Consider the following 25,579-nt stretch of genomic DNA (forward strand, 5'->3'; position numbering starts at 1 on the left):
ATGTATCTCAATTGCATAATTACGGTTCGTTTAATGAAAAACGAATATCTTAGAAAAACACAAAAAAAAATGTTCGTTTATTTAGGTGTATAAATACAGAATACGATTTATCATTCGTTTTTCATATTGTATTCATACATTATGAAACGGACTCATGTAGTTGATAAAATGCTCCCTAGTTGCTCTTCCGATACTTCTTTATTCTCTTGCATTTCTTTTGCTACAACACATTTAACTTTCTCAATTTCTTCTAAATTAAGGTCACGGTCGTATTTCGTTTGCAAGTGAAAAATCAACTCCATATACCGATTGGCTAACTTCAACTTGAACACCTCTTAATAAATTTAGTATGTAAAGACTTATATAGTAAGCACAACATTATTATTCAACTTAATTTGGAAATATCCTCTAAAGTTTGAATATTTTTTTATGTGAATCAATTTCATAATTTCTGTTCGTTCGTTTAGTGAAAAACGAATGTTCCGTTTGTTATAATTAAATAACGTTCGATATAAAACGTAAATTATATTAAGGAATAGGTTTAATATTCGTTTTTCGTTTAGTAATTGTACATTATGAAACTCACTCATGTGTCAAATTTATATTATAGTTGGTTTATTGAAAAACTCATATTTTTTAAAAAATTGAATAATATGTTCGTTTATTAAGGTGTTTTTAATGCCAAGTACAATGTGCTTATCCGTTTTTCGTATTGCAATCATACATGATGAAACTCACTCAATTAGATATTAAAGATTGCACTTCTGTTATTTTCAACTTAGAAATATAAGCTACTTTCTTTGAAGAAGTGAAATTAGCGACAAAAGTTTCTCCTAAAGATTCGATTCGGATTATCTTCCTTAAATTAACAATATAAGAACGATGTGTCTTATAAAAGTATTCCGGGAGCTTTTGTTCTAAATCTTGTAACGAATCCGTTGTTTCCAGAGAACTTTCCCTAAGATGAATAATCGTCTTCCTTGCTACCTTTTCAATGAATAATATTTCATCCACAGGTACGTAAGCTATAGAGTTTTGAGATTTTATTGTTAGCTTGTCTACAGGTGTTCTGTTTTTTATTTGTTGAATGCTTTCGTGTACAGTTAATGAGATTTTCGCTTTTTCAAGTGCTTTATATAAACGGATTCGCTCAATCGGCTTTACCAAATAATCAGCTACAGAAATATTAAAAGCCTCAACTGCAAATTCATCATATCCCGTCGTAAATATTACTTGTACGTTTGTTGCAAACTTTCTACACTCTTTGACAGCCTCTACACCGTCCATTACTGGCATATTTATATCAACTAGTATGATGTCTGGCTTTTGTTTTTTTACTAGTTCTACTAGTTGATCCCCACGCTCAGCTTCTGCAACGATTTCATAGTTCGGAAAAAGGGATACGAAATGATGTAATATCTTCCTAGATAGATCGTCATCATCTGCAATAACGATTTTATAATTCTCCATTCATCCTACTCCTTTTTCTATCTATATGAAAAGTTAAAGTAAAAAATAAAGGTACCACCAGATTTATCTAGTGGTTTTTATGTTCTATATTATTATAAACGATATGCTGTTTTTTACCCAAATGCCTGTGGTGTTAAACTAATGCTCGATCATTTAGAATAATAGTCTCTTCACTTAAAATTTGTGGCTTTCCAATTAAGAATCCTTGTCCAAGTGAAATCTTTAAAAGTTTGGCAAATGCTAAGTCTGTTTCTTTCTCTAGACCTTCCATTACAAATCCAATCTTTTGTTTTTTACAATACTCTTCTAATGTACTTACAAATTTTTGCTTTTCAATGGACACGCTTAAGTCATTTGCTATTTCTCGATATAATTTTACGTAATCAGGTTGAAATTCTTTTATTTTTTCAATCGTTGCTACACCTTTTCCTACATCATCGAGTGCAAAGAACACATTATACTTTTTAAATATAGACAATTTATTTTTAAACCCCATGCTACTCCAAACACTAGCTTCTTCCATTGTTTCGTTAATTTCGAATATGACTTTCCCTTGAATTACCTGCTTGCTTCTTACTAGTTTTTTCAAAAATGTTTCAAAAAACGGATGCAAAATAGTAGAAGGATAAATGTTTACAAAAAGAAAAGTGTTATTTAGTAAATGAGTCGGAAAATTATTTATTGCACCTAATATGGAAATGGTGTCGAGATCGAATAATAAGTCTTGCTTTCTAGCTTCACTAAAAACTCTTTCTATGGACCCTACTTCGTAGTTATCAAATCGAATAAATGATTCGTAGCCAATAATTTGCCATTTATCCATATTCCAAATAGGTTGGTAAACGTGTTCAAATGAATTTTTCTTTACCCATTTTTTTAAATTTCTTTCCATATCCATTCCCCCCTAACTATAATTTTTTTCTTGTATTATTGTATTTATAATGTAACTTTAGTCTCATTAATTGTCTAATGCCCAAAACGCACAATAGACATTATATCGCGCATATCAGTTAGATAATTCGACATTTCGATTATAATTCGTTACTTTTTGCAACTTTTTTTTACAAAATCGTATATCAATTCGTGACTTTAGAACTAAAAAGAACAAAAAACCACTCTCTTTTTTTAAGGAGTGGTTTTTGTATTTTTTAAACTAGTATAAATAACTTTTGTAAAGTGCGCTATATTAATAGGCTTTGTCACGTAAACTTCTACACCAAGTTCCTTAACTCTGTTCATCTGTTCCGTAAGTGCATCTGCACTAACGACAATTAACGGCACATTTATATACCTTTCCTCTTTCTTTAATTCTTGGATAATTTCTATTCCTGATATGTCTGGTAAGTTAAGATCCACTAATACTAAATCATAAACACTTTTATTCGCTAGATGTAATCCGTCTTTGCCAGTCATAGTAGTTGTTAATTTTATTCCATTTAAATTGCTGAAGATATGTTCTACTAATTGCTTGTTTGCTTCATTATCTTCGATATATAGTACTTCATATTGTTGTTCTGTATCTAATAAGTTTATGTTGATTTTTTCAAATGGTGAAGAGTAGTTTCTAGTATTTTGTCCGTACGGTATAGTGAAGTAAAACTCACTACCTTGACCATACTTACTTATTACCCCATAAGTTCCATTCATCATCGTTACTAATTGTTTTACTAATGAGAGACCGATACCAGTACCTTCTACATTGTATTCTTTTATTCTATAGAACGGTTCAAATATTTTCTCTTGTTCTTCTTCTTTTATGCCATAACCATTATCTAGCACTTTAAACTCAACATGATTCTCCTCTAACAAGATGACAATTTGAACTTTTCCATTAGCATTATTGTACTTTATTGCATTATCTAATAAGTTTAAAATTACTTGTCTTAGTCTTAATTGGTCCGTATATACGATTACTTTTAAAGCATTCGTTTCTTTTGTATGGATTACATATTGCATGTGGATGTTTTTCTTAACTGCAATCGGTTCGACCATTTTCATACAATCTTTCGTAACAGATACTATGTCAACCGGCTCTTCTGAAAACTGTAACTTTCCAGATTCAATACGGGATAAATCTAACACTTCATTAATTAGATTTAACAAGTGCCTTCCACCTTTTAGTATTTCCTGGACAAAATCTTTTTGTTGCATTGTAAGTGAATCGTCTAATTCTAATAATTGCGAAAACCCTAACACACCATTTAACGGTGTTCTTAGTTCATGACTCATCTTTGATAAAAATTCCGATTTAGCAATACTTGCCTTTATTGCTTCTTCTTTTGCTTCGGAAGCTTTCTGTTCCATTTTCTTACGGTCTGTTATATCTTCAAACATCCAAAGATGACCTTTAAAATTATTTTCCATATAAAAAGGAATATAAGTACGTTTAATCATTAAACCTTCCTTTGTTTCCAACTCTTCCACAATAATCTGTTTATCTCTTAAAATATTTTTAATTCTTTCTTCCGCTTTTTCTTGTTCTTTAAACAACACTGGATGATAATGAATAGCACTCTTGCCGAAAAGAGATGTTGGTGTTTCATTAATCAACGAAAACATAGAACAGAAATAACTATTGCTGAAGAATATATCTCGTTGATCATCTACCATCATAATTCCAATTGGTAAATTGTTTAATACTGTTCTATTTAAACTATAGGCCTCTTTTAGTTTTAATTCTTGGTTTTTCTGGGTTGTAATATTAGAAGCTGTTACTAAAACTCTTTTTTTCTCTTGTTCATTCTCATTATTTAGTAAGACAGTATTCACGGAAGTCCAAGTAATATTTTTATCTCTTTTTATACCAATCACATTATCAAACGTAGGATCACCGGTTTTAAACGTGTGCGTAATTGGAAATTCATGTTGTTCGTAAAGCGTTCCGTCTTCCTTAATAAAAGAATATAGACCTTCATATTCCTTAATATTCTTAATTTGTTCATCCGTTAAGCCGACAAATTTGTACGCGTTATCATTTAAATCTACTTGATTTCCGTCCTCTTCATAAATAATAATTGCTTCTGACATTGTACGGAGGATGTTTTTATATAAATTTCTTTCTTCCTCTAACTTTTTCTTAGCCATAACAGCTTCTGTAATTTCTACTCCGGAACCGATCACTTCTACTACTTTTCCATCCTCCATTATAGGGCTAAGACGTACCGTGTAATGTATCCCATTTACTTCTCCATAGTATCCTGTAGCATTTCCATTCCATGCTTCTTCATATGCTTGTTCCTTCATAGTATATATTTCTTCTGGGACTACCTCTTTAAGCGATGAGTTCACGACCATTTCTGAAGTGAATCCCATTTTATAAAGTAATTCTCCATCTGCCATTGTATGGATGAACTTACCTTCCTTTTTTATAAACTTAACCGTCATTCCTTGTTGTTTTTTTATTGTCTCTACAAGATCTTTCTGGGCTTTTTCTTTCTCTTGAGTCGATATAGATAAGGCCGTCAAGTCCGAGGCTATAACATAAAGACCAGAGAATTTGTTACTAAGTATGATAGGTACAAACGTTAACGAGTAATGCAAAGTAGACTGTTTTCCATCTAACAGACTTACTTGCACTTCACTTGTCTTTCCTTGTAGACCAGTTTGTATGTGCTCCTCTATGATAGGCTGATTTTCTTTTGAGAACAACGAAAGAAACAAGCTATCTATCAATTCCTCATCGTTAAATCTAAAACTACTTTCAGCTTTAGGATTTACTTTTATTATTTTTGCATGTTCATTTAATAGGAATATAGGAAATGGGTTATTATCAATTAACGCTTGAAAATGAACTCCTAAACTTTCTTGCATTTTTTCTGCACGATCTCTACCTTCTTGTGCTAGTAAAATTACTATTGTAAATAATAATATGGTAGAAATCCCAATCATGTATCCTATTTCATCTCTGCTAAGAATTCCTTTATTTGTATCCATGATCAACATACTCGTTAAGTTAGATGTGTCCATTTTTGTACCGATCATGGCTATATAATGCATAAAACCTATACCCAAACTGAATATGGCAGACAAAATTAACCTATGCTTTAATTGAAAAGGATTGCTTTCAAATCGTTTAAAAAAGTAACCGAATGAATAGATAACGACATTACAAATCAATAAAGTTAAAAATATAAAAGCTAACTCGTATGTCATTGTTTTTTCTATTAACATAGAAGCCATACCAATATAATGAAGACCAGTAATACCACTTGCAACAACAAATGTAGTAATATAGTTAACTCTCAATATTCCATCATTTTTTGAAATGGCAAAAAACAAGATCGAAGCAGCGACTGTTGCTATAGTAAAAGATAATAAAGTAGGTAAAATTTCAAATGTTAATATTCGATGATGAGTATATGCAAGCATACCAAGAAAATGTAACGTCCAAATACCTGTACCTAATACTACACCGGAAGCAAAAATATATGAAATTACATTTTTATGGCCTCTTTTAAATCTAGTGTATATATCTATAGATGCAAAACTTGCTAGAAACAAAACGACAAAGGATAAGATAAAGAGTTTTACGTTATAATCAAAAATGACGAACATCTATTACACTCCTAATAATGACTTTCTACTACCTATTTAAACTTACTTCTTGTACTGGTGCAATGTAGTATTCCGTACTTTTACCTCTAAATTCTGGAATTGTTACCTGATTAGTTGTGACTTTCGACATATTAGATTTCATTTATGGCATTTCAAACATAAAAAAAGGCATTTTGCGACAATTACATATATTTTGTAGAAAAATACTGTAAAATAAAGTTAAAAATAGTTGGAGGGGTTAAATTGGGACAATTTATCTTAGAGAATGAAATCGAAAAGTATCGAAAAGAAATGGTTAAGCTAGCTCAAACTCACGGTTTCACGTCAGATAAAACAGTAAAATGTAGCCAACATTTAGATTATCTCTTAAATCTATTAAAAGACACAAAATATTTATCCATAAAAAAACTACAGCCTTAAACTGTAGCAACTAAGTTATTCTTTTAAAACAAATGATATTCTTTCTTTCACATCATTAATTTTTAATTTTGAAATGCTAGCCTGTTTATTTACGTCATGAAAATAAGCGATAAACGTTTCCGCTTGAGGTACGATTTGTGATACTTTATTTGTATTTATAATAAAAGAACGATGTGCCAAAATAAAGGAATCATCTAACCTTTCCATAACACTCCCGATCGTTTCTGTTGTTTCGAATGCTTCATCTTTCGTGTATATGATACATTTTTTCCCTAGTTTCTCGATAAAACAAATGTCCTGTAACGGGATGTATATAGTAGATGTTTGATCTTTGATGGATATATTATTGATTTTCCTTTCTTTAACATCTTTTGAAAAATCATTTTGTTCGTAAGCAATCAAAGTCTTAGCTTTATTTATTGCCTTCGTTAATCGTTCTTTTTGTAACGGCTTTACAATATAATCTATCGCTGATAGTTGGAAAGCCTCGATTGCATATTCATCATAACCAGTAATAAAAATAAATTTTAAATCTGGATAGATGGACAAACATTCTTTTATCGCTTCTATTCCATTCTTTATAGGCATATTAATATCAGCTAATATTAAATTTGGTTTTTGAACGATAACTTCGTTTACTAAAGATTCTCCATTTTCACACACACCTAAAAGCTCAACATCTTCAATTTGATCTAGAAAATATTGTAATATTTCTACTGCATCAGTGTTATCTTCCACAATTAACACTTTTAAACTCATATATTTATAACCCCTTTGTTTGTTACTATAAGATAAAGGTTGATAGAATATCAACGTTAATTTATTTGAGTTAGTTTCATAATGTACAATTACTAAACGAAAACGAATATTAAACCTATTCTTTAATATAATTAACGTTTATTATTGAACAGTATTTAATTATAACAAACTGAACATTCGTTTTTCACTAAACGAACAGTAATTATGAAATTGATTCACTTTATGAAACTTACTCAATTACTTTAAATTTTTGGAAATGACACTGAAAAAGTACTTCCTTTTTCAAGTTGACTTTCCACTTCGATAGAACCAGCCAATTCTTCAACAAGAGTTTTAGCGATTGTAAGTCCTAAACCTGAACCTTCTATATTATTCTCTATGTTATAGACACGATAAAAAGGTTCAAATATTTTCGGTTTCTCCTCATCGCTAATTCCTATTCCATTATCTATTATTTGTATAACTACCTCTGTTTCTAAGTTAATACTTTTTGTGACAATAACAGATTGTTTGGGAGAAAATTTTATAGCGTTTGTTAGTAGATTAATAAATATTTGTTTTAGTTTTAATTCATATCCAAAGACATTTATATCGTCATTTATATAATTTACAAATAAGATACTTTTCCTTTCTGCTTGTGGAGATAACAACGTAATAATTTGTGACATTAGTTCATGTAAGTTCACAAATTCTTCTTGAGTAACTAAACCTCTAACCGAATCATTTTTCACAGTACATATTATATCATTTATCATTTGTAATAAGTAAGTACCAGCAGCAGTGATTTTTTGTATTTTTTCTAAAGGTTCTTCTTTTTCAGACTGTAATTGTTCCTCTAAAATTTGAGCGTAGCCTAAAATAGAATTCAAAGGGGTACGTAATTCATGACTAATCATATTCAAAAATTCTATTTTTACTCTATTTAGTTCTTCCAGTTGAACTTGTTGATCTTTCAGGTCTTTTAATAAATAGGAACGATCTAATATTAAAGAAATTCGTTCACATAGTTTACTTATTAATTCAATTTCTTTTTCTGTAAAGTTTTCTCTTTCTTTTGAGCCAAAAGATAGCGTACCAATTAATTTGCCGTATGCAATAAGCGGACAACATACGTACGCTTTCATACCTAAGCTTTGTAGTAAATACACTTTTGAATTTGTTGATTTTTGGATATTTTCTGCAACATGTTTTTCCTTTTGTTGAGCAACATATCCACAAACTGCTTCACCTAAGTTTAAAGATTGCAGATCTTCCGCTTCTTCTTGCGAAATTCCAATGTAGTGTGATAACTTCAATTTATTCGTTTTACTAGAAAACCGATAATTAATACATATATCAAGATTCAATAGCTCTGATAGCTCGTGAAACAATACATCTATAACCTTTCCAGAATCATCATATTCGATCATATGGTTGGCTACATCCGTTAATAGTTGTAATTTCTTATGTTCTTTTAAAAGATTAGTAGAATCCTTTTCTTTAACAAGTATAAAGGTACTAGTATCATTAGAGGGATATATGGTTATTTCAAGCAGTTTATTAGACGAATCAGAAGATAGAGTTGTTACAAATTCCGACTTATCTTTTTGTATGTTTTCTTCTTTTATTCTATCTCTAATAACTGTACTAACCCTATATGGCAAAACTTCTTCTATATATTTATCTTTACAATTTATATTATTTAGGTCAAACATATCTATTAAAGAATTATTAGTATATGTTATTTTCCCATCACCGTTTAATTCCATAACACCATCTGAGATACCATCTATAATAGAAGGTAACAGAGCTTCTGAAGAATTTATAGTATTCACTGATGTTTCCCCCATCTTTATAGTTAATCTCTATTAATTAAATCAATTTCATAATTACTGTTCGTTTAGTGAAAAACGAATGTTCTCTTTATTCTAATTAAATAACGTTCGATTTTAAACGTTAATTATTTTAAAGAATAGGTTTACTGTTCGTTTTTCATTTAGTAATTGTACATTATGAAACTTACTCAATTGTATAACATTTACGTAGTTTTTATAAAGATGAAAAATTTGTAAAATAGGAAAACGGGATTATTTTCACATTTTCAAGGTTTGCATCTTATATAAATTGGGAATTGAATACTAATTTTATAAGAAAAAGGGGGGGGGAGATGGCATGATGCGAAACATCTTACACATTAACAATTATTCCTCGTTAAAAAGTTTATCCAACAATTCATTGATCACTTCTTATAATAAAGCTATGGAAAAAAAACTAGATAAAGAATTTATTCAACTTTTAGAAGATGAAATTAAAAAGCGAAATTTGTATGGGGAAAAATATATTAATCAAACCTGTTCATCTCGAAATTAATTTACTTGTATCAATAAAACAATCCCGGTTTCTCAATAATAGAAACGGGGATTGCATAGAGTTTATTTCTTCTTTTCGTTAATCATTTTTGAAATTGTCCCCATATCCACTGGTTTGTCTCCGCTCACTAACGTTTTAACTATTTTATCTTCTAATTCTTTCGGTACATTTTTGTTAGCTAACATAGAAACTTGCTTGACGAGATTTCTTACTGTTGTTTCATCCTTAAAGTTTGCATTTTGCATGGAGTTAGCTAATTGAAAAACATCTTTCATGTTAACACCAGTCTTTTTTTCAATGTTCTTAAAGAAATGGTTTTCCATCGAACATCCTCCTTTTTAGATTAGATATATAGTATTGTATGTGTAAACGCCCATAGTGGTTCCAGCGTGAAATTCTCCTTTTATCATATGATTCGTTAAACACCGCTGTTAATTTTCGCGCATATCTCCTCTTTCCGCGGGCGGGGAGGGAGCCTCGGCTTCGCCTTTGGGGTCTCCCACTTCCGGCTTCTCCCGCAGGAACCTTCGACATGCGCTCCAATTAACAGCTAGATTTGTAAAAAAACATTACAATACATTTCAACCTTCAAGCAGAAAAGTACGGTGTAGTCCCGTACTTTTCTGTATTTGCCGCTGTTAGATCTCTTTTAATTAAAATTTACATGCACAACCAACAATAATTAAAAGAATGAACAATACTACGATTAACACGAATGTATTACCGTAGCCACCAGAATAACCAGCACCTGCCACTCCATAAGGATAGCCTCCACCACAATAACCCATATATAGCACCTCCTATTTAAGATTCCCTATTACTATATGTACGAATGTCTGTTAGGTATAGGCACTTGCCCTGGGTAAAAGCGGAAATATGCTCTTCATAAAAAAAGGTTAGTGCCAAAAGATACTTAGCACTAACCTTTTACTTTAGCAGTCGCTCGCACTATTTCTAATTTTCCCCCATCCTCTTTTCCAATCGCTTCATATAATTGTTTAACTTTTTTTCTAAATGTTCCACAGATTCCATTACCTCTTCCGACTGCTGAAATACCGTCTTTTCCGATTGTTCTGCATTTGAAGTTAGTTGATTCATTTTAAACTTTTCAAAAATATAACGTATATGCTCTTCTCCTATGTCGAATTTACTCATATAAATGACCACCACCTTCATTTACACTATGAATGGACGATTGATTCAGCCACATAAAAAACCACTTTTAAAGATTTTCACTTTAATAGTGGTTCCAGTTTCTTTTGTAGATATTGAAGTTCTTTTGAGATTTGTATATATGTATTTTTTCTTTCAACGTTATTCGTTAAAACTGTTAAATAGTCAAAGTTCGCTTTACTTTTATTCAGTGCAGCTAAAATCAATTGTTTTTCATCCATTATTGTATCTTTCATTTCATCATCATAAAGATCAATCCACAATTTCCCAAGCGAGTCTACTTGGGCTAGAAAAACGTTTTTAGGCAATACATTCTTTTTTTCTAATTCCGCTTTTAACCAACTTTTACTTAAACCTATCTTGGCTAACGGGTCATTTAGAATATTTCCATCCATTATGACCGTTTGAGGTTCTCGATACTGTAGAGAGTGAGAAAATAAGTCACAATACGTAACGGGCTGATGCTCTTTTTTTAACAATATATTTAATTCCCCATTACTTTCTAACGTTGCATATTGTACATGTTCCACATGAAATACATTCTTCTTGCGAAATTGTTCTAGTAATTCATCAGTTGTATATTTTTCTTTACGCAAATTGTCTTCTAATATTTTACCATCTTGCACAAATACGGTCGGATTGCCTTCGATCCAATTACGAAACATCTTACTTTTTAAAGCAATTCTCGACGTAACAAGCGGAAATAACGACCAAATTAATATACTCGTTACCCCATTTTTTATTTGTAAATCTGGGTCCATTGACAACGTACCTGCAATATCACCGATTGTAATTCCAACAATGTATTCAAAGAAGGAGAGTTTGGATAGCTGTTTTTTGCCTAACAATTTAGTAATGAGAAATAGACCGATAATAATGGAGAATGATCTTATTACTATCTCTATCCATTGTGGCATTATTAACAGCTCCTTGAAGAGGCAAAAAATTCAGAAAAAATTACATCTCTTTCAAAACTTGTTCCGTACTTTTAATGGTATTATCTAAACTCATTATGGCTTCATGGTATTCTTTTTGTGCATCTACATTGGAAGTCTCCATTATAAATGATTCTAGGTTAGCATGAATCATCTTAAGTGTTGCTAAATTTTGTAGTAGAAATTGTTTTTCCTCCATAGGCTAACCTTTTGGTTTAAAAAGAAGAGCCCCAATAAATCCAAACACAATCGCAGCAGAAATACCTGAGCTCGTAACTTCAAACATTCCAGTTAGTACTCCGACTACACCATGTTTTTGCCCTTCTTCTAATGCTCCGTGCACAAGTGCATTTCCAAAGCTTGTTATCGGAATGGTAGCACCTGCACCAGCAAATGAAATGAGTGGTTCGTACAATCCAAATCCGTCCAAAATAGCTCCAGCAACTACAAGCGTACTTAACGTATGAGCTGGTGTAAGTTTAAAAACATCAAACATAATTTGGCCAATGACACAAATTGTGCCACCTACAATAAACGCCCAAAAAAAAGATTCAAACATATGTCAACCTCCAAATTCTACAGAAACAGCATGTGCAATACACGGAATAGATTCTTTTTGTTGAAAGGAAAGCGGAGAGAGTAAAGCACCTGTAGCAACGACCAATATCCTTTTAAATTCTCCTTTTTTCATTCGATTGAGCAAATGACCGTAAAACACAGTTGCTGAACAACCGGCTCCACTTCCTCCTGATAGTACGGGTTGATTTTCTTTATAAATAAGTAGACCACAATCTTGATACTGTGAAGGAGTTACAGAGAAACCTTGTTCTTTTAACATATCCATACAAACCATTCTACCAACCTCCCCCAAATCCCCTGTTACAATAAGGTCGTAGTAAGAAGGCTCTCGGTTTAAATCTCGGAAGTGCATTTTGATTGTATCTACTGCTGCAGGTGCCATAGCACCACCCATGTTGAATGGGTCGGAAAGGCCCATATTGATTACTTTTCCTATTGTGGCAGAAGTTACTTGAGGGCCAACGCCATCATTACTAATTAAAGCTACGCCAGCACCTGTTACTGTCCACTGGGCAGTGGGTGGTTTTTGTCCGCCATATTCCGTTGGATATCTAAATTGTTTTTCAACTGCTGCATTATGACTAGATGCACCTGTTAGTACATGCTTTGCTCCACCGTAATTCACTAAAAAACTTGCTAAAGCTAACCCTTCAATGGAAGTTGAACAGGCTCCAAATAAACCTAAATAAGGAATGGACAATTTTTCCGCAGCAAAGTTGGTAGGAGTCATCTGATTAATGAGGTCACCAGCTAGTAAGAATTGTACGTTACCCTTTTGTATTCCGGCTTTTTTAATGGCAAGATCACTTGCTTCTTCTAGAAGTTTTCGATGTGCTTTTTCGTATGAATCTTCTTGTAGCCATAAATCTTCATGTAGAATATCGAAATCATCTGCAATCTTTCCATTTGCTTCAAATGGTCCTCCTACCGTTCCCGTAGACACGATATATGGCTTATTGGCAAACTCCCATGATTGTTTTCCTTTTAACATTACAAACCGCCCCATTGAATAAGCATTGTTTTAATCAAGCCAACGACAAATGCCGAAAACACACCAAATAAAATTACTGAGCCAGCTAATTTAAACATATTAGCTCCAACTCCTAATACAAATCCTTCTGTTTTATGTTCGATACAAGCAGAAACAACTGCATTTCCGAAACCTGTTACTGGTACCGCACTCCCTGCTCCAGCAACTTGGGCAATGCGATCGTAAACTCCGAAACCTGTTAACAACATGGAGATGAAGATCATCGTTGCAACAGTCGGATTTCCTGCTGTTTGTTCGGTAAAGCCAAAAAAGTATATGTAACTTAATTGAATAGCCTGTCCTACAATACAAAAAAGCCCGCCAATCAAAAATGCTCGAATACAGTTTTGTAAAACTGGCCGTTTTGTTTCTCTCTGCTGTTCAAATTGTTGATATGCTTGTTGTTCTGGTGTTGTTTTACTTTGTTTACTAGCCATGAGAAACAATACTCCTTTATGTTTTTTCTTTTCTCAATTTGTTTAGCTTTTTAAATCTCTTTTCTATTTCTTTTGAATCAAGATTATTCTCTTGGCGAGCTCGGTCTAACTTTTGTACTTCAAACCATATTTTCAAATCGTGGGAAACGTAGATTTTCTCTTTTTCAGGAAACTCTTTTTTCAACTGCTCTTTAACTTTTTTTTCTATAGATTCAGTGAAAAATTTTTGCATTTGTTTTACTTGAATTGCTACAATCATTTCCCCGTTTGAGGAGATTGCTTTGGCTTGCTTCATTTCAGGAAATTGAAGAGCAATATTTTCTGCCTTTTCTTCTTTTTGCTGTTGGGTTTGAGAAGTATTTGATGTGGCTGTAACTTCCATATTCGTTCGTTCACTTTCTGCCTGATTATATCCACATCCGGTTATAAGGAATGTACACAAACAAGTAACCGAAATAAACAACTTATTCATTTTTCACACCACACTTTACCATTCTCTATCTTTTAATATTTAACAGATGTATGAAATTATGTACGTAATTTCGTAATCATTAGGAAAATACAAAAAAGGAGTAGTACATCTACCCCTTTAATCCATCAGTTTTAAATTAAGGCTTTCTATTAGTCCAGCTACACCTGCCGCACCGAAAACTATAAGAATTGGTTTTCCGATAAAAGGAAAGTATGTGAAAGCTATGAATAGCAGAATAGCAATCCATACACCTACACACCAATGGCAACTTAATAATTCTCCAATGAAAGATTGAACTCCCTTACCTTTGATCACTATATATTCTTCTGCTTCCCCATCCTCATTTACTTCTTCTACCACATCGTGAAAAGGACGTCTGATGAAATTATTAATTTTATCGTAAACAATTAGACGAGTTAATCGAAAGACCGCTAATACCAGTAATATAAACCAAAATGTATTAAAGTCCATTTTCCACTCTCCCGTTATTTTTCACACAAAAGAAAAACAGCCGAAACCGCTTGATATTACCTTCAATAATTACGTTTCTTTCTTTTACCGCAACCACACCCACTCACTTTAGGCTTTCTCCTTTGTAGTGGTGTGGTTTCTTTCGATTCTTCTTGGTGAATTTGCTCTCCTCTTATTTTATGTTTCTTAAAGGGCTTAAACATCGACATTTCCCCCTCTCTATATTTTAAAATAAAGATATTTTAATATATTCTAAATATAAAAAAGGTTTTAGATTTTTGCCTATTTCAACCGCCTATTCTAAAGAAAAGGGACGTATTGTATACACCAAGTAATCATACATGCTATATACTTTAGTGTAAGTTGATTTATTTATGGCGAATAATAATTTGTGCAAAGGGCTCCATCACGATTACTAAACTGTATTTGTGAGGTTAATCCATTTATTACTGGTTATAGGAAGCAGTAGTAGAATTAGATTTTCTTTAATCTACTATAGTAAACCATACTGGAGCGGTACTATCCGGTACTCCATTATAATTTATAGTAATTTCCTCTCCAATTGAAATTGGTCGTAATGCATAAAAGTCAATCGTGTTGCTTTCATGATTTAATTCAAAAAATGCATTAGGCTGGTAAGAATGGTTAAATAGAGAACCAAACCCTAAAGCGAGTGCCCTATCTTTGCCATTGGGACCCCAAATGAAATAGTATTCTGCTATTACTGATTTTTTTACTAGTCTTTTTTGATCTTGTGGTATTTCTAAAACTGGTGAACTTTCAAAACATACACCTTCCTCAATCGGTAAAGTTGCAAAAACGCCTCTTCCTTTTCCAGGACTATTTTTTACCTCGAGCATACAATTCTCTCCTAACTTTAAACAAATGAAAACAACTTAAAACAACCACTTTCCGCAGCATATAATATCATATTCCAGGCGGCAAATGATGTTACCGACTCATTAGAGTCAAGTATTGAAATGGGTGCCTTCCGATGCTGATTTTTAATGGTAATTATAGTTTCAATTTGTTAAAACTACTATCTTAAACAATTATTTTTTCTTTTCTATAATGGGTGAACACCCTCACTAAACATTCTTCGATGCATATTCTGTTAAAGACGAAAGGTCAAAGATCATTAATAAGGAGGAAAAATAAATGAGTTGTGGAAAGGATTTCAACACAGGCAGTTGCGTATGTGATATTCTTGCAGCTATTGCAGCAGAACAAAGCGATAATGTAGGTGATTGTTGTGAGTCTAGCTGTGAAAGATCTCTTAGAGAATTAGTAGGTGGGGCTCGTACAAATGGATTTAATACAATTCCAGTTCAGTTAATCTGTACTACTGCTAATACAAGACCAGGTGCATCTGCCCAAGATACATGTGGAACTGTATTCCAGGCAACAGGTTATAGACGCAGAAGTGCAACCCTACTAGAATCTGCTACTTCTACTTTCTTCAGAGTTAAATCTGTTGATAACAACGGCTGTGCTGTCTTAGAATTACTATGCGGCGTAGAAAATCCTAAAGGAAAAGGAAAAGGTTGCCCTTCATCAGACACGATCGATATAGAAGACTTCGAAAGAACAGGAATTTGCATCACTATCGACTGCACTTGCTTCTGCGGTATCGTTTGCTTACCAGCAGTAAACATACCAAGAGCATAATAAAACAATGTGGACATTTCCCAAAAAATGATATGAGCAAAAAACCAGGTACAGTATCTGCTGCGCCTGGTTTTTTGTTCATAAGTTAGTTTTTTTTACATATAATACGTTATTACTCTCTTAAACGAGGTGAGAACCATGAAACATGGCAAGGAAAGTTATTTTACATCTAAACTTCAACAGATTCTCTTTATACAGAAAAATATACAAGAACCTGCTTGGTTTAGTAAGCTATTTCTAGTTAAACCGGTTAAAGATACGATTCCTCTTCTACTGTATTTAAAAACCGGCCAACCTTTTACAGTATTTGGAAATATCTCAAAAGGGAACGAAGAATTTTTTACTACATCCTTTTTTCGTGTTGACCATATACAAAATGATTATGTTGTTCTTAAGCTCCTAAAGCCAGAATATTCAGAATCATATAGTTCGAAAGAAATCTGTGAAGTTGCTAGTCTGCGCAAAACTAACCAATTTATTGATGTTGACATTACTATACTGGGAGGAATACAAACACTAAACCCAGATTTAGTGGAATAGAATTATAAACTAATTATTTTCAAGTACTGAATATCCTCGATCTTAATTGGCAGTAGATTTAAATTATTCGTATTTAAAATCATTAAAGTTTTTTCTTCCCTTTGATAGGTATATATTTTGCCGATAACGATACGTTTGTTTATTTTAAACTCCAGTACAATATGTTTTAAATAAGGCGGTAGGGATGACAAATATTCTATCCTTTCTTCAATAGAATAATCATAAAATTCCTGAGAAGTCATTTCTTTTTTGTAGATTCTGTAAGGTTTGTATGTTGTCTCTTCTATCGATATATCCCCTTCCGCCTTTACGATATGTGCTTCTCTATTTTGCATGTTCGACTCTTCCGAAGTTCCCGCTTCTCCTTTCTTTTTCCCTTTTACTTTGAAACGGTATTCCTCCTGCATTTTCCTTGAAGTGACTTCTATTGGTTGACTTACAATGTACATTAATGGTGCATGATTAATCTGTTGTTGTTTTTTTATCAAAGAGATCCCTCCTATGATTACTACATTATATTTATGCACGACTTACTCTTTGGTACCTACTTTTCCATTCACTTCTGTTTCCCATAGTCGTTATCACACATTCAATGGCCTTTACTGTATTAATTTATAGATAAAAAAAAGACACATTCCACACAATCGGAATGTACCATTAAATAATGATTTTAGAGGTACTTGAACCCCTAAACTCTTTAGTTAGAATTTTTTAATCTAGCAAACAATCATAATAAAACTAGTTTTGAACAAGTTATAAAGAATATAAACAAATCACTTTATGAAACTCTTAAAAGGAGAAGAATTAGAATTAGAAATAATTATCAGGTTTTAGCACAGGTCGTTTAACAATAAACTTTAATAGGAAACATTGTAATAGTCCAACAGAGTATTTCGTTTAGCTACTAATTAACATTGCAAATGAAATGCTAGTATGTACTAGCTAGTTATCTTTGAAAGATGTAGCTAGACATATTTTATTTACTCTTATTTGTACGATAAGACTTTGCTCGCCTTCTTTAGGAAGGAATGGTATTACTGTTGTTCCTTTTCTTTAGTTACAGTGACACAATTATCTCTGATGATGTCAACATGAGGCGTTTCAAGAGCATCTGTTGTTACTAGATACTTATCCTTGGTGTTAGAATGAATAAGCTCCCTTTCTAACATGGACCATGTCTTATTATTGAAAGCTAAATCTAAATACTGTGTTGTAAACTATAACCGCTACTAAGCAAATGAATCTTCAAAGGTGTAATTGTTAGCTTGACAGCAGCAAATTCCAACTAATCTCGTTAAAAGAAAATAAAGGAGGTATACTCTCCTTTATTTTCTTACATATAGGTGAATTTCTTTAATGTCTTTAATATCAATAACTGCAAGAGATAAATCCGTTGATAAGTCAACAAGTATAGTGTCGTTCACTCTTTCTTTTATATACCCAACTATGTTTTCGTTTTCTACAACAATTAAGCAAGGAATATGGGTGATATATTTAGGCAAATTTGTTAAGTATATTACTTTTTCATCAATTGTCATTTCTTTTAAAGGTTTTGTAGCAACTTTTTTTTTAGATTCACTTCCTTCAATTAGCTGTTTTCCTTTATCTAATACCACTTCTTCCTGCTCTTTATCCGTAGCATTTTCTTGATTATACTCTACAAAATCTTCATCAACTAATACAGGTTTTGGCTTATCTGTACTCATTTTTTCACTAATAAAGTTATTTTGCATTTTTGGACTTGGAATATTTAAATTCGGTTGAGCAATATACATAACAGGATTTGTTGTTACATGTTTACTCTCTTTCAATATACCATCTCCCTTCTCTAATCAATCTTATGAAAGTGTGACTAGGTTTGTGCCTATATTGTTGGATTTTTTCAAAAAATAGTGGTTTTTGTTCATGAAAAAAAGGACTACAAATATAGTCCTTCATTTTTTTATAAAATATGATATCCAGAATCAACGTGGATGTTTTCCCCTGTAATACCACGTGATAGATTGCTCATTAAGAATAAAGCTGTATCTCCAACTTCCTCTTGTGTTGTTACACGGCGAAGAGGTGCGTTTTCTTCGATTTCTTTAAGAATCGAGTTAAAATCACTAACACCTTTTGCAGAAAGTGTACGGATTGGTCCAGCTGAAATGGAGTTAACTCGAATTCCATGCTTTCCAAGGTCGTTTGCTAAATATTTTACGCTCGCATCAAGGCTTGCTTTTGCCACACCCATTACGTTATAGTTTGGCACCACTTTTTCTCCACCAAGGTAAGTAAGCGTTACAATACTTCCGCCTTCTGTCATTAAATCTTTTGCTTCTTTAGCAACAGCTGTTAAAGAGTAAGAACTAATGTTGTGCGCTAAAAGGAATCCTTCGCGAGTTGTGTTCATGTAATCGCCTTGAAGCTCTTCTTTATTAGCAAAAGCGATACAGTGAGCGATACCATGGATAGAACCCACTTGCTCTTTAATTTGTTGGAAGCATGTGTGTACCTCTTCGTCATTTGTAACATCACAAGGTAGTACGATAGAATCGTTACGATCTAATGATTCAGCAAGCTCACGTACATTTTTTTCTAAACGCTCGCCAGCATATGTGAAAACTAAACGTGCCCCTGCATCATGCAAAGAACGTGCAATTCCCCAAGCAATACTTCTTTTGTTTGCTACACCCATTACTACGTATGTTTTACCATCTAAGGATAAATTCACTTTTATATCCTCCTATTTATATAAGTTATTAGTACCTAGTGCTAATTATAGCATAAGAGAATGAAGATTAAAAATCATTTTTTTAGTAATACTTTCGACACCGGATTTAATAGAAGGGAAACTAGCCAACGTTCTATAATGCATAATGAAGATTTGGCAATAGAGGAAGCTTGTGAAGATATTGGTTCCAGGCGACAAGAGGATACTACTTTATACGTAACATTAGAGTCTTGTCCAATATTCGCAAGGGCTATTGTGCAATCACGTATGATTTTGATTATATTAATTTTTAAAGACTTCTTTGTCGTTCTTAGCATTTGAAATTTTGTTGAACTCTAAGTAATAAACTGTTGCACTGCCTTTCCCTGTTTTTTCTTTACAAACTGATTTTAAAATCTTTTTGACTACTGTATCTGATTGAATCTCTAAGAACCATCTAGCTTCTTTATTAGTGATTTTTGAACCAAATAAAAGGGAGTAGTCTCTTAAAGATTGCATGTGTGCGTTTTTACTAGGGTGTTGACAAAAAGGACATATCCAAACAGCCTTAAAAACAACTCTTTTCATTTTTAAACTCATACATTCCGGGCAATGTACACCTGTTAAAATATCATGTCTTGTTATATTAAATTTAGTAATAATATCAGCATCGTAAGGAGTGTCTTTTTTAATTAATGTTTTCGCTAATTGCTTTAATTCATTAATCGTAAATAATTCTTTTTGAGATTGCATTTCTAGTTTTTTTAATGTAGATGGTAAACTTTCTAGTCTGATAAGATTTGAAGGTTTAGTAGCTTGTTCTGGAGTCATTGCGAGTTGTACAGAGGGATTGGTAAATACAACAAATGGGTAAATCTTAGGCGAATTTTTTATTTGTTTGTTTAAAAATATTTTTAACTGCATTAATTGCCGGTCTATTTGTTGGAGAGGTTCATTAATTACTTCACTTAAACTATTTTTTTCTTGAAAAAGCTGCTTAAAATTTGCATCGTAGATTATCTTCCCTGTATGATGTTTGGCATCAACCATTATGAAGTAGCTTTTTTAAAAAACTAAAGCATCTATTTGGTAGAAGTATCCTGATTCGTTTTGAAGTCTTAAATTATGAAGTACTATATGTTCGTTTTTTGGAAGAAATGATAGATAGTAATTTAGAGATTTCTCCCCTTTTAAGCCTGCATTTTTCTTACCAAGCTCAGATGTTAATTGCGATTTAGCCTTGCATTTGTCAGAAATTCTCCTATCACCAACAATTAGTCTCTCATGATAAGTTGTAACTGTTGCGTCTTTTAAGATCATAGGCAACCTCCTTTTCCAATTGGTTTTTACAATTATATTATATATTTTCTTTCTGTATTTTTCTATTAAAAAGTACTAGATTTAATTTGTTGTAAGATATATATTTTGAGTTTTTTTATTCTTACTTTTGGGTCATTTTGTAACTTGCTTCGGTCATTTCGAGCCTCGCTTCGGTCAATTTGAGCCTCACTTCGGTCACTTTGTACTTACTTCGGTCACTTTGCACCTTGCTTCGGTCACTTTGCACCTCGCTTCGGTCAATTCGAGCCTCGCTTCGGTCACATCGCACCTCACTTCGGTCACTTTGCACCTCGCTTCGGTCCATTCGCACTTTACTTCGGTCACTTTGCACCTTGCTTCGGTCACTTTGCACCTCGCTTCGGTCACTTTGCACCTTACTTTGGTCACTTTGCACCTCACTTCGGTCACTTCACACCTCGCTTCGGTCACTTTTACTATTACTATATTGCCTTAATTTTAATCAAATATATAAGAAGCCCACGTTCAAAGTAACGAACGTGGGTCAAAATATTTCATTAATCGTAATCCTTCGACAACATTACTTCTTTCGGTACCTCTGTGCCGCGAGTACCTCTTAAGTCTTCTTTACCTTCTGCAGGATAAAGGATAATAAAGCTTTCTGGATTAATTTTTGCTAATTTATTTGGTACTCGTTCTAGCTGAGGGTGCCATGCTACAGTACCTTTCCTCGCACTTAACACCACTACTAAATCATCTGACATAAATGTATCTAACTTCGTTTCATATAAAGCTGTCCAGCCTTCTACCCACTCTACAACAGTTGGCGGATTAGGCTTTACTTCCTTCATGTGTGCTTTATATGTATCAGGAAAATCTTTAATCACGTAGCAATGCATCGTTGCTCCTAATGTAGCAGCAATATTCTTCACTGTAGAAAGTGCATCCCAATATCCTGTTTTATGGTCTATTCCCATCGGTAATATAAGGACAACTCGTTTCGTCGTATTTAATGGATGACCTAGTTTAGATATCAATACAGAAATAGTTGTTTGATCTAACACTTGGTCTATAACTCCACCAAAAATCTTTTGAGGAGTTGTTCTTTCCCCGTTCCAACCTGCTACTAGCGTCGTGATTCGCTCTTCCGCTATTGCTCTGTTTATTCCAATTGCAATATTTCGATCAACACGAGTTGTCACCCTCATCGGAACGTCCGCACCACTTGAGTAGGAAACAGCATTTTCTAACATTTTTTCAGCCTTCGCTACATCACCTTCAGCTGAAAACATGTCACGTTGTACTACACTTAAGGCATAGAGTGGGTTTTCCTGCGTTTTTGATTTTCGGATTAAGAAAGCTAAATCTAATAATGAATTCATTGTGTTTGGATTTGCAACGGGAATTAAAATTCTCTCTGGTGCATCCGATTTTTTAAATGGCTCTTGTGCTTCTAATAGCGCAAGTTTTCGTCCAAATTTTTCTACAATATAAGGGCCAACTATACATGTAATTAAAATCATAATAATTACACCATTAACTGTAGCTTGGTCCAGTAAACCAACATTGAATCCTACTAATGTTGCCGCTAATGTAGCGGCAGCTTGCGGTGTCGTTAATCCGAACACAACAATTCTTTCCGTTGGTGTGTAATTATATAACTTGGAAGTAATGAAGGAAGCTACATACTTACCTGTTAATATACTTACAACAATTAAGCCCGTTAAAATCCAAGCTTTTGGGTTCCCAAACAACACCCTTAGGTCCATTAACATTCCAACACTTAATAAAAAGAATGGAATGAATAGAGCATTTCCAGTAAATCTAATTCTGTTCATTAAAGCACCTTGGTCGAAAATAAAGCGATTTAGTGCTAAGCCGACTAAGAATGCTCCGATGATTGGTTGAAGACCTGCCAGAAGAGCAAGTGACCCAGCCAAAAATAACATTACCATAACAAACGTGAATTCGACCGGCCCTTCTGTCGTGACATTTCGGAAAAACCATCTCGAGACAAAAGGTGTGCCAATAAAGATAATTGCTACAAATACAATGAGTGAAATCGTCAATTTAACCCCAAAGTACATGTCAAGCTGACCTGCCGCTGCACCAGTTATTACAGCTAGAACCAACAAGGCAAAAGTGTCTGTTAAAATACTTCCACCGACAGCAGTTGTAACAGCTTTATTTTTGCCAATACCAAGTCGGCTTGCGATTGGATAGCCTAGTAGAGTATGGGAGCCTAAAATGGATCCTATTAATATAGCTGCGGCTAGACTATAGCCTAACAACAAAGTAACTATTGTTCCTAGAGCAAGTGGAATAAAGAAAGAAAGAAAACCGTACACAATACTTCTGCTCCGATATTTCTTAAATCCATCTAAATCCATTTCAAGTCCAGCAATGAAAATAATAAATAATAAACCTACTGTTCCTAATAATTCTATCGTTTGTGTTCTTTCTAAAATTCCAAGGCCATTTGGCCCGATTATTACTCCAGCTAGGATGGGCCCAATTAAACCCGGTATTCGTAATAATTTCATCAAATAGGGAAAGATAAAAAAGATAATCATAGCGATACCAAAGATTAGAACAGGTTCTTTGATTGGTAAGTCAAACAAGTAAAATCCTCCTATCTATTCTACTAATAGACATTCTTTTATGTATAAACAATTAGTATGTTAAATACTTTACTAATGAAAAAGTATACCATGAACAACTGCTCGTTAGAAAAAAAATTTTAATAAATGGAAAAAAAAGAGGGTGAAGAAATGGAACAAGATTCTGTCGTAAGTTGGAAGATTGATTATACGTTACTTTTTACAATCTTTCTGTTAGCCATCATAAGTTTTATTATGTTACTTTCCATACAACCTACTCTTCCAACTAAACTTCAACCCATTTCTTTCGTACATAAACAATTTTTTTGGTATTCAGTAGGTATTTTCGCAGGTGGAGCATGTTTATTTATCGATTATGATCGATTTCAAATGATTGGTATGTACTTGTATGGTTTTGGATTAGTTTTATTAATTGGGTTAGAATTACCTTTGTCATCCTATGTTCAAACTTTAAACGGAGCTACAAGTTGGTATCGGCTACCTGGCATCGGAAATATTCAACCTTCTGAATTTATGAAAGTGGCTTATATTATTGCTTGTAGCATTTTACTATCTAAAAATAAAAAGAAACTTATGGAGAAAGAACTAGAAGGAGAAGCGTTATTAAGAAGCGAATGGATATTGTTAGGTCAATTGGCTTTACTATTTATACTGCCAACACTATTGTTAATTAGACAACCTGACTTAGGAATGACAATGGTGTACGGAGCTATTTTTTTAACCTATTTACTTATTTCAGAAGTTCGCTGGAGTATATTACTAACTATATTCGGTGTTGGAATTGTGACTTTTTCAAGTTTAGTTTTTAGCTATCTTCGCTTTCCTGCTTTTTTTAATAAATACATCATCCATGAGTATCAACTAGGAAGAGTTTGGGGTTGGTTAGACCCGTATCAACATCAAGATGCTTATGGATTCCAATTAGTTCAGTCATTAAAAGCCATAGGTGCTGGAACATTATATGGGACTGGGTTAGGTCATGTGGAAGTTTCCCTGCCAGAAGCACATACAGACTTTATTTTTGCAATGATAGCCGAACAGTTCGGATTTATTGGTGCAAGTATTGTTATTGCACTATTTTTCTTCTTGATCTTTAGAATTGTTTCTATTTCTTTGCAATGTCATGATTACTTTGGGAGTTACATTTGTGCAGGAATTGTTGGTATGATAAGTTTTCAGGTTTTCCAAAATATAGGAATGACTGTTGGATTACTTCCTATTACAGGATTACCATTGCCATTTGTTAGTTATGGAGGGTCTTCTCTCGTATCTTATATGATATGTATTGGGTTAGTATTAAACGTATTCGCACGGACGAAAAACTATATGTTTAAATAAAGGAGAGAGAAAGAAGTGACAAAGTTTGATATTATCGGCGATGTTCACGGGTGTTACGATGAAATGAAACAGCTTATTATAAAGCTTGGATATGGGATAGATGGTCAAAAAGCCATTCATCCAAAAGGGCGGAAGTTAGCGTTTGTTGGGGATTTAACAGATCGTGGTCCACATTCATTAAAGGTCATTTCATTTGTTTATTCGCTTGTTCAACACGATTTAGCACATTACGTACCTGGAAACCATTGCAATAAACTATATCGTTATCTTCTAGGAAATAAAGTGCAAGTAACACATGGATTAGAAACAACGGTTGCGGAATTAGAGCTTTTGACTCCTCATGAACGAAAGAACATAGCTGAAATGTTTATGAAATTGTATGAAAATGCCTCTTTATATGAAGTATTAGATAGCGGAAAACTTGTTGTTTGTCATGCAGGAATTAAAAAAGAGTATATCGGATCAGCATCTAAAAAAGTGAAAACATTTGTTTTATATGGGGATATTACTGGCGAATTTGAAGAAAGCGGCATGCCAGTTCGACGTGATTGGGCTCGTCACTATGACGGGGAGGCTTGGGTTGTTTACGGTCACACACCTGTTAAAGATGTAAGGACTATTAATAAAACAGTAAACATTGATACTGGGGCTGTATTTGGCGGACATTTAAGTGCGATTCGATACCCAGAAATGGAAGTTGTGTCTGTTGCTTCTTCCATGCCTTTTGTAGAAGAAAAGTTTAGATCGTTTGATTAAACAGCTTGGAGGCCAA

At 33.2% G+C, this 25,579-nt stretch carries 28 protein-coding genes and 2 pseudogenes; 7 read left to right on the forward strand and 23 right to left on the reverse strand.

Features of this window, described 5'->3' with window-relative positions; translation table 11 throughout:
• Positions 1-152: 152 nt before the first annotated feature.
• The 4 genes from CDZ92_RS19975 to CDZ92_RS09945 all read right to left on the reverse strand — a co-directional run bounded on the left by CDZ92_RS19975 (position 153) and on the right by CDZ92_RS09945 (position 6,024).
• Positions 153-323 carry a hypothetical protein gene (locus tag CDZ92_RS19975; protein ID WP_157842742.1) on the reverse strand — a complete coding sequence of 57 codons (171 nt, stop codon included), beginning with the start codon at positions 321-323 and terminating at the stop codon, positions 153-155.
• 415 nt (positions 324-738) lie between these two features.
• Positions 739-1,470, reverse strand: coding sequence for a LytR/AlgR family response regulator transcription factor (locus CDZ92_RS09935; protein ID WP_096155089.1), 732 nt, complete (start codon positions 1,468-1,470; stop codon positions 739-741).
• Between the two features lie 133 nt (positions 1,471-1,603).
• The gene (locus tag CDZ92_RS09940; RefSeq protein WP_157842743.1) at positions 1,604-2,362 is read right to left on the reverse strand and encodes an EAL domain-containing protein; all 759 of its coding nucleotides are present in this window, start codon (positions 2,360-2,362) and stop codon (positions 1,604-1,606) included.
• Between the two features lie 233 nt (positions 2,363-2,595).
• The gene (locus tag CDZ92_RS09945) at positions 2,596-6,024 is read right to left on the reverse strand and encodes an ATP-binding protein (protein WP_096155091.1); all 3,429 of its coding nucleotides are present in this window, start codon (positions 6,022-6,024) and stop codon (positions 2,596-2,598) included.
• A gap of 243 nt (positions 6,025-6,267) precedes the next feature.
• Between CDZ92_RS09945 and CDZ92_RS09950 the strand changes: the two genes are divergently transcribed.
• Positions 6,268-6,444, forward strand: a complete 177-nt coding sequence (locus tag CDZ92_RS09950; protein ID WP_227521511.1) for an aspartyl-phosphate phosphatase Spo0E family protein — start codon at positions 6,268-6,270, stop codon at positions 6,442-6,444.
• A 15-nt stretch (positions 6,445-6,459) separates the two neighbouring features.
• Here the strand turns inward: CDZ92_RS09950 and CDZ92_RS09955 are convergent, their stop codons facing one another.
• Positions 6,460-7,203 carry a LytR/AlgR family response regulator transcription factor gene (locus CDZ92_RS09955; RefSeq protein ID WP_096155092.1) on the reverse strand — a complete coding sequence of 248 codons (744 nt, stop codon included), beginning with the start codon at positions 7,201-7,203 and terminating at the stop codon, positions 6,460-6,462.
• A gap of 242 nt (positions 7,204-7,445) precedes the next feature.
• Positions 7,446-9,017, reverse strand: a complete 1,572-nt coding sequence (locus CDZ92_RS09960) for an ATP-binding protein (protein WP_176483748.1) — start codon at positions 9,015-9,017, stop codon at positions 7,446-7,448.
• A gap of 337 nt (positions 9,018-9,354) precedes the next feature.
• Here CDZ92_RS09960 and sda point away from each other — a divergent pair, with 337 nt between their 5' ends.
• Positions 9,355-9,552 carry a sporulation histidine kinase inhibitor Sda gene (sda, locus tag CDZ92_RS09965; protein ID WP_096155094.1) on the forward strand — a complete coding sequence of 66 codons (198 nt, stop codon included), beginning with the start codon at positions 9,355-9,357 and terminating at the stop codon, positions 9,550-9,552.
• Between the two features lie 62 nt (positions 9,553-9,614).
• Here the strand turns inward: sda and CDZ92_RS09970 are convergent, their stop codons facing one another.
• From CDZ92_RS09970 to CDZ92_RS10020, 12 genes and pseudogenes are all read right to left on the reverse strand, one after another.
• A complete protein-coding gene (locus CDZ92_RS09970) occupies positions 9,615-9,875 on the reverse strand; it encodes a stage VI sporulation protein F (RefSeq protein ID WP_096155095.1) in 261 nt (86 codons plus the stop codon).
• Between the two features lie 330 nt (positions 9,876-10,205).
• Positions 10,206-10,313, reverse strand: a pseudogene (locus tag CDZ92_RS09975) (YjcZ family sporulation protein); the annotation flags it as partial.
• Positions 10,314-10,506: 193 nt separating this feature from the next.
• On the reverse strand, positions 10,507-10,707 hold the full coding sequence (locus CDZ92_RS09980) for a hypothetical protein (RefSeq protein ID WP_096155097.1): 201 nt from the start codon (positions 10,705-10,707) through the stop codon (positions 10,507-10,509).
• A 77-nt stretch (positions 10,708-10,784) separates the two neighbouring features.
• On the reverse strand, positions 10,785-11,642 hold the full coding sequence (locus CDZ92_RS09985; protein ID WP_096155098.1) for a DUF421 domain-containing protein: 858 nt from the start codon (positions 11,640-11,642) through the stop codon (positions 10,785-10,787).
• Positions 11,643-11,682: 40 nt separating this feature from the next.
• Positions 11,683-11,859 (reverse strand): DUF1657 domain-containing protein, encoded by a 177-nt coding sequence (locus CDZ92_RS09990; protein ID WP_096155099.1) that lies wholly within the window; start codon positions 11,857-11,859, stop codon positions 11,683-11,685.
• Between the two features lie 3 nt (positions 11,860-11,862).
• Entirely contained in the window at positions 11,863-12,219 is a 357-nt protein-coding gene (gene spoVAE / locus CDZ92_RS09995; protein ID WP_096155100.1) for a stage V sporulation protein AE, read from the reverse strand.
• A 3-nt stretch (positions 12,220-12,222) separates the two neighbouring features.
• Positions 12,223-13,230, reverse strand: a complete 1,008-nt coding sequence (gene spoVAD, locus CDZ92_RS10000; RefSeq protein ID WP_096155101.1) for a stage V sporulation protein AD — start codon at positions 13,228-13,230, stop codon at positions 12,223-12,225.
• Positions 13,230-13,706 (reverse strand): stage V sporulation protein AC, encoded by a 477-nt coding sequence (spoVAC, locus tag CDZ92_RS10005; protein ID WP_096155102.1) that lies wholly within the window; start codon positions 13,704-13,706, stop codon positions 13,230-13,232. Before spoVAC ends, spoVAD begins: the two co-directional genes overlap by 1 nt.
• 16 nt (positions 13,707-13,722) lie before the next feature.
• The gene (locus CDZ92_RS10010) at positions 13,723-14,178 is read right to left on the reverse strand and encodes a YhcN/YlaJ family sporulation lipoprotein (RefSeq protein ID WP_096155103.1); all 456 of its coding nucleotides are present in this window, start codon (positions 14,176-14,178) and stop codon (positions 13,723-13,725) included.
• A gap of 117 nt (positions 14,179-14,295) precedes the next feature.
• Positions 14,296-14,649: a DUF1360 domain-containing protein gene (locus tag CDZ92_RS10015; protein ID WP_096155104.1), complete on the reverse strand. Its 354-nt coding sequence runs from the start codon at positions 14,647-14,649 to the stop codon at positions 14,296-14,298.
• Positions 14,650-14,711: 62 nt separating this feature from the next.
• On the reverse strand, positions 14,712-14,852 hold the full coding sequence (locus tag CDZ92_RS19980) for a hypothetical protein (protein WP_157842744.1): 141 nt from the start codon (positions 14,850-14,852) through the stop codon (positions 14,712-14,714).
• Positions 14,853-15,134: 282 nt separating this feature from the next.
• Positions 15,135-15,509: an SET domain-containing protein gene (locus CDZ92_RS10020; protein ID WP_096155105.1), complete on the reverse strand. Its 375-nt coding sequence runs from the start codon at positions 15,507-15,509 to the stop codon at positions 15,135-15,137.
• A gap of 298 nt (positions 15,510-15,807) precedes the next feature.
• Here CDZ92_RS10020 and CDZ92_RS10025 point away from each other — a divergent pair, with 298 nt between their 5' ends.
• Positions 15,808-16,317 (forward strand): CotY/CotZ family spore coat protein, encoded by a 510-nt coding sequence (locus CDZ92_RS10025; protein WP_096155106.1) that lies wholly within the window; start codon positions 15,808-15,810, stop codon positions 16,315-16,317.
• A 138-nt stretch (positions 16,318-16,455) separates the two neighbouring features.
• Entirely contained in the window at positions 16,456-16,857 is a 402-nt protein-coding gene (locus tag CDZ92_RS10030; RefSeq protein WP_096155107.1) for a CotY/CotZ family spore coat protein, read from the forward strand.
• A 2-nt stretch (positions 16,858-16,859) separates the two neighbouring features.
• Here the strand turns inward: CDZ92_RS10030 and CDZ92_RS10035 are convergent, their stop codons facing one another.
• The 3 genes from CDZ92_RS10035 to fabI all read right to left on the reverse strand — a co-directional run bounded on the left by CDZ92_RS10035 (position 16,860) and on the right by fabI (position 19,570).
• Positions 16,860-17,345 (reverse strand): hypothetical protein, encoded by a 486-nt coding sequence (locus CDZ92_RS10035; RefSeq protein WP_096155108.1) that lies wholly within the window; start codon positions 17,343-17,345, stop codon positions 16,860-16,862.
• Positions 17,346-18,182: 837 nt separating this feature from the next.
• Complete coding sequence (locus CDZ92_RS10040; RefSeq protein ID WP_096155109.1) at positions 18,183-18,668, reverse strand: CotO family spore coat protein; 486 nt, start codon at positions 18,666-18,668, stop codon at positions 18,183-18,185.
• 131 nt (positions 18,669-18,799) lie between these two features.
• Entirely contained in the window at positions 18,800-19,570 is a 771-nt protein-coding gene (gene fabI / locus CDZ92_RS10045; protein ID WP_096155110.1) for an enoyl-ACP reductase FabI, read from the reverse strand.
• 60 nt (positions 19,571-19,630) lie between these two features.
• Between fabI and CDZ92_RS20495 the strand changes: the two genes are divergently transcribed.
• Positions 19,631-19,891, forward strand: a complete 261-nt coding sequence (locus tag CDZ92_RS20495; protein ID WP_096155111.1) for a deaminase — start codon at positions 19,631-19,633, stop codon at positions 19,889-19,891.
• Here CDZ92_RS20495 and CDZ92_RS10055 read toward each other — a convergent pair.
• Both CDZ92_RS10055 and CDZ92_RS10070 read right to left on the reverse strand, forming a co-directional pair.
• A pseudogene (locus CDZ92_RS10055) lies at positions 19,853-20,869 on the reverse strand (NERD domain-containing protein). The gene CDZ92_RS20495 and the pseudogene CDZ92_RS10055 sit on opposite strands and share 39 nt — an antisense overlap.
• Positions 20,870-21,405: 536 nt before the next feature.
• Positions 21,406-23,469, reverse strand: coding sequence for a cation:proton antiporter domain-containing protein (locus CDZ92_RS10070; protein ID WP_176483749.1), 2,064 nt, complete (start codon positions 23,467-23,469; stop codon positions 21,406-21,408).
• Positions 23,470-23,619: 150 nt separating this feature from the next.
• On the opposite strand from CDZ92_RS10070, the gene CDZ92_RS10075 reads away from it, so the two are divergent.
• Positions 23,620-24,807, forward strand: coding sequence for an FtsW/RodA/SpoVE family cell cycle protein (locus CDZ92_RS10075; protein WP_096155115.1), 1,188 nt, complete (start codon positions 23,620-23,622; stop codon positions 24,805-24,807).
• 15 nt (positions 24,808-24,822) lie between these two features.
• Positions 24,823-25,563, forward strand: coding sequence for a bis(5'-nucleosyl)-tetraphosphatase PrpE (prpE, locus tag CDZ92_RS10080; RefSeq protein ID WP_255249805.1), 741 nt, complete (start codon positions 24,823-24,825; stop codon positions 25,561-25,563).
• The last annotated feature ends 16 nt before the right edge of the window (positions 25,564-25,579 follow it).

This window comes from Bacillus sp. FJAT-45066 (genome assembly GCF_002335755.1).
GTDB classification, from domain to species: domain Bacteria; phylum Bacillota; class Bacilli; order Bacillales; family Bacillaceae_I; genus Bacillus_CD; species Bacillus_CD alkalisoli.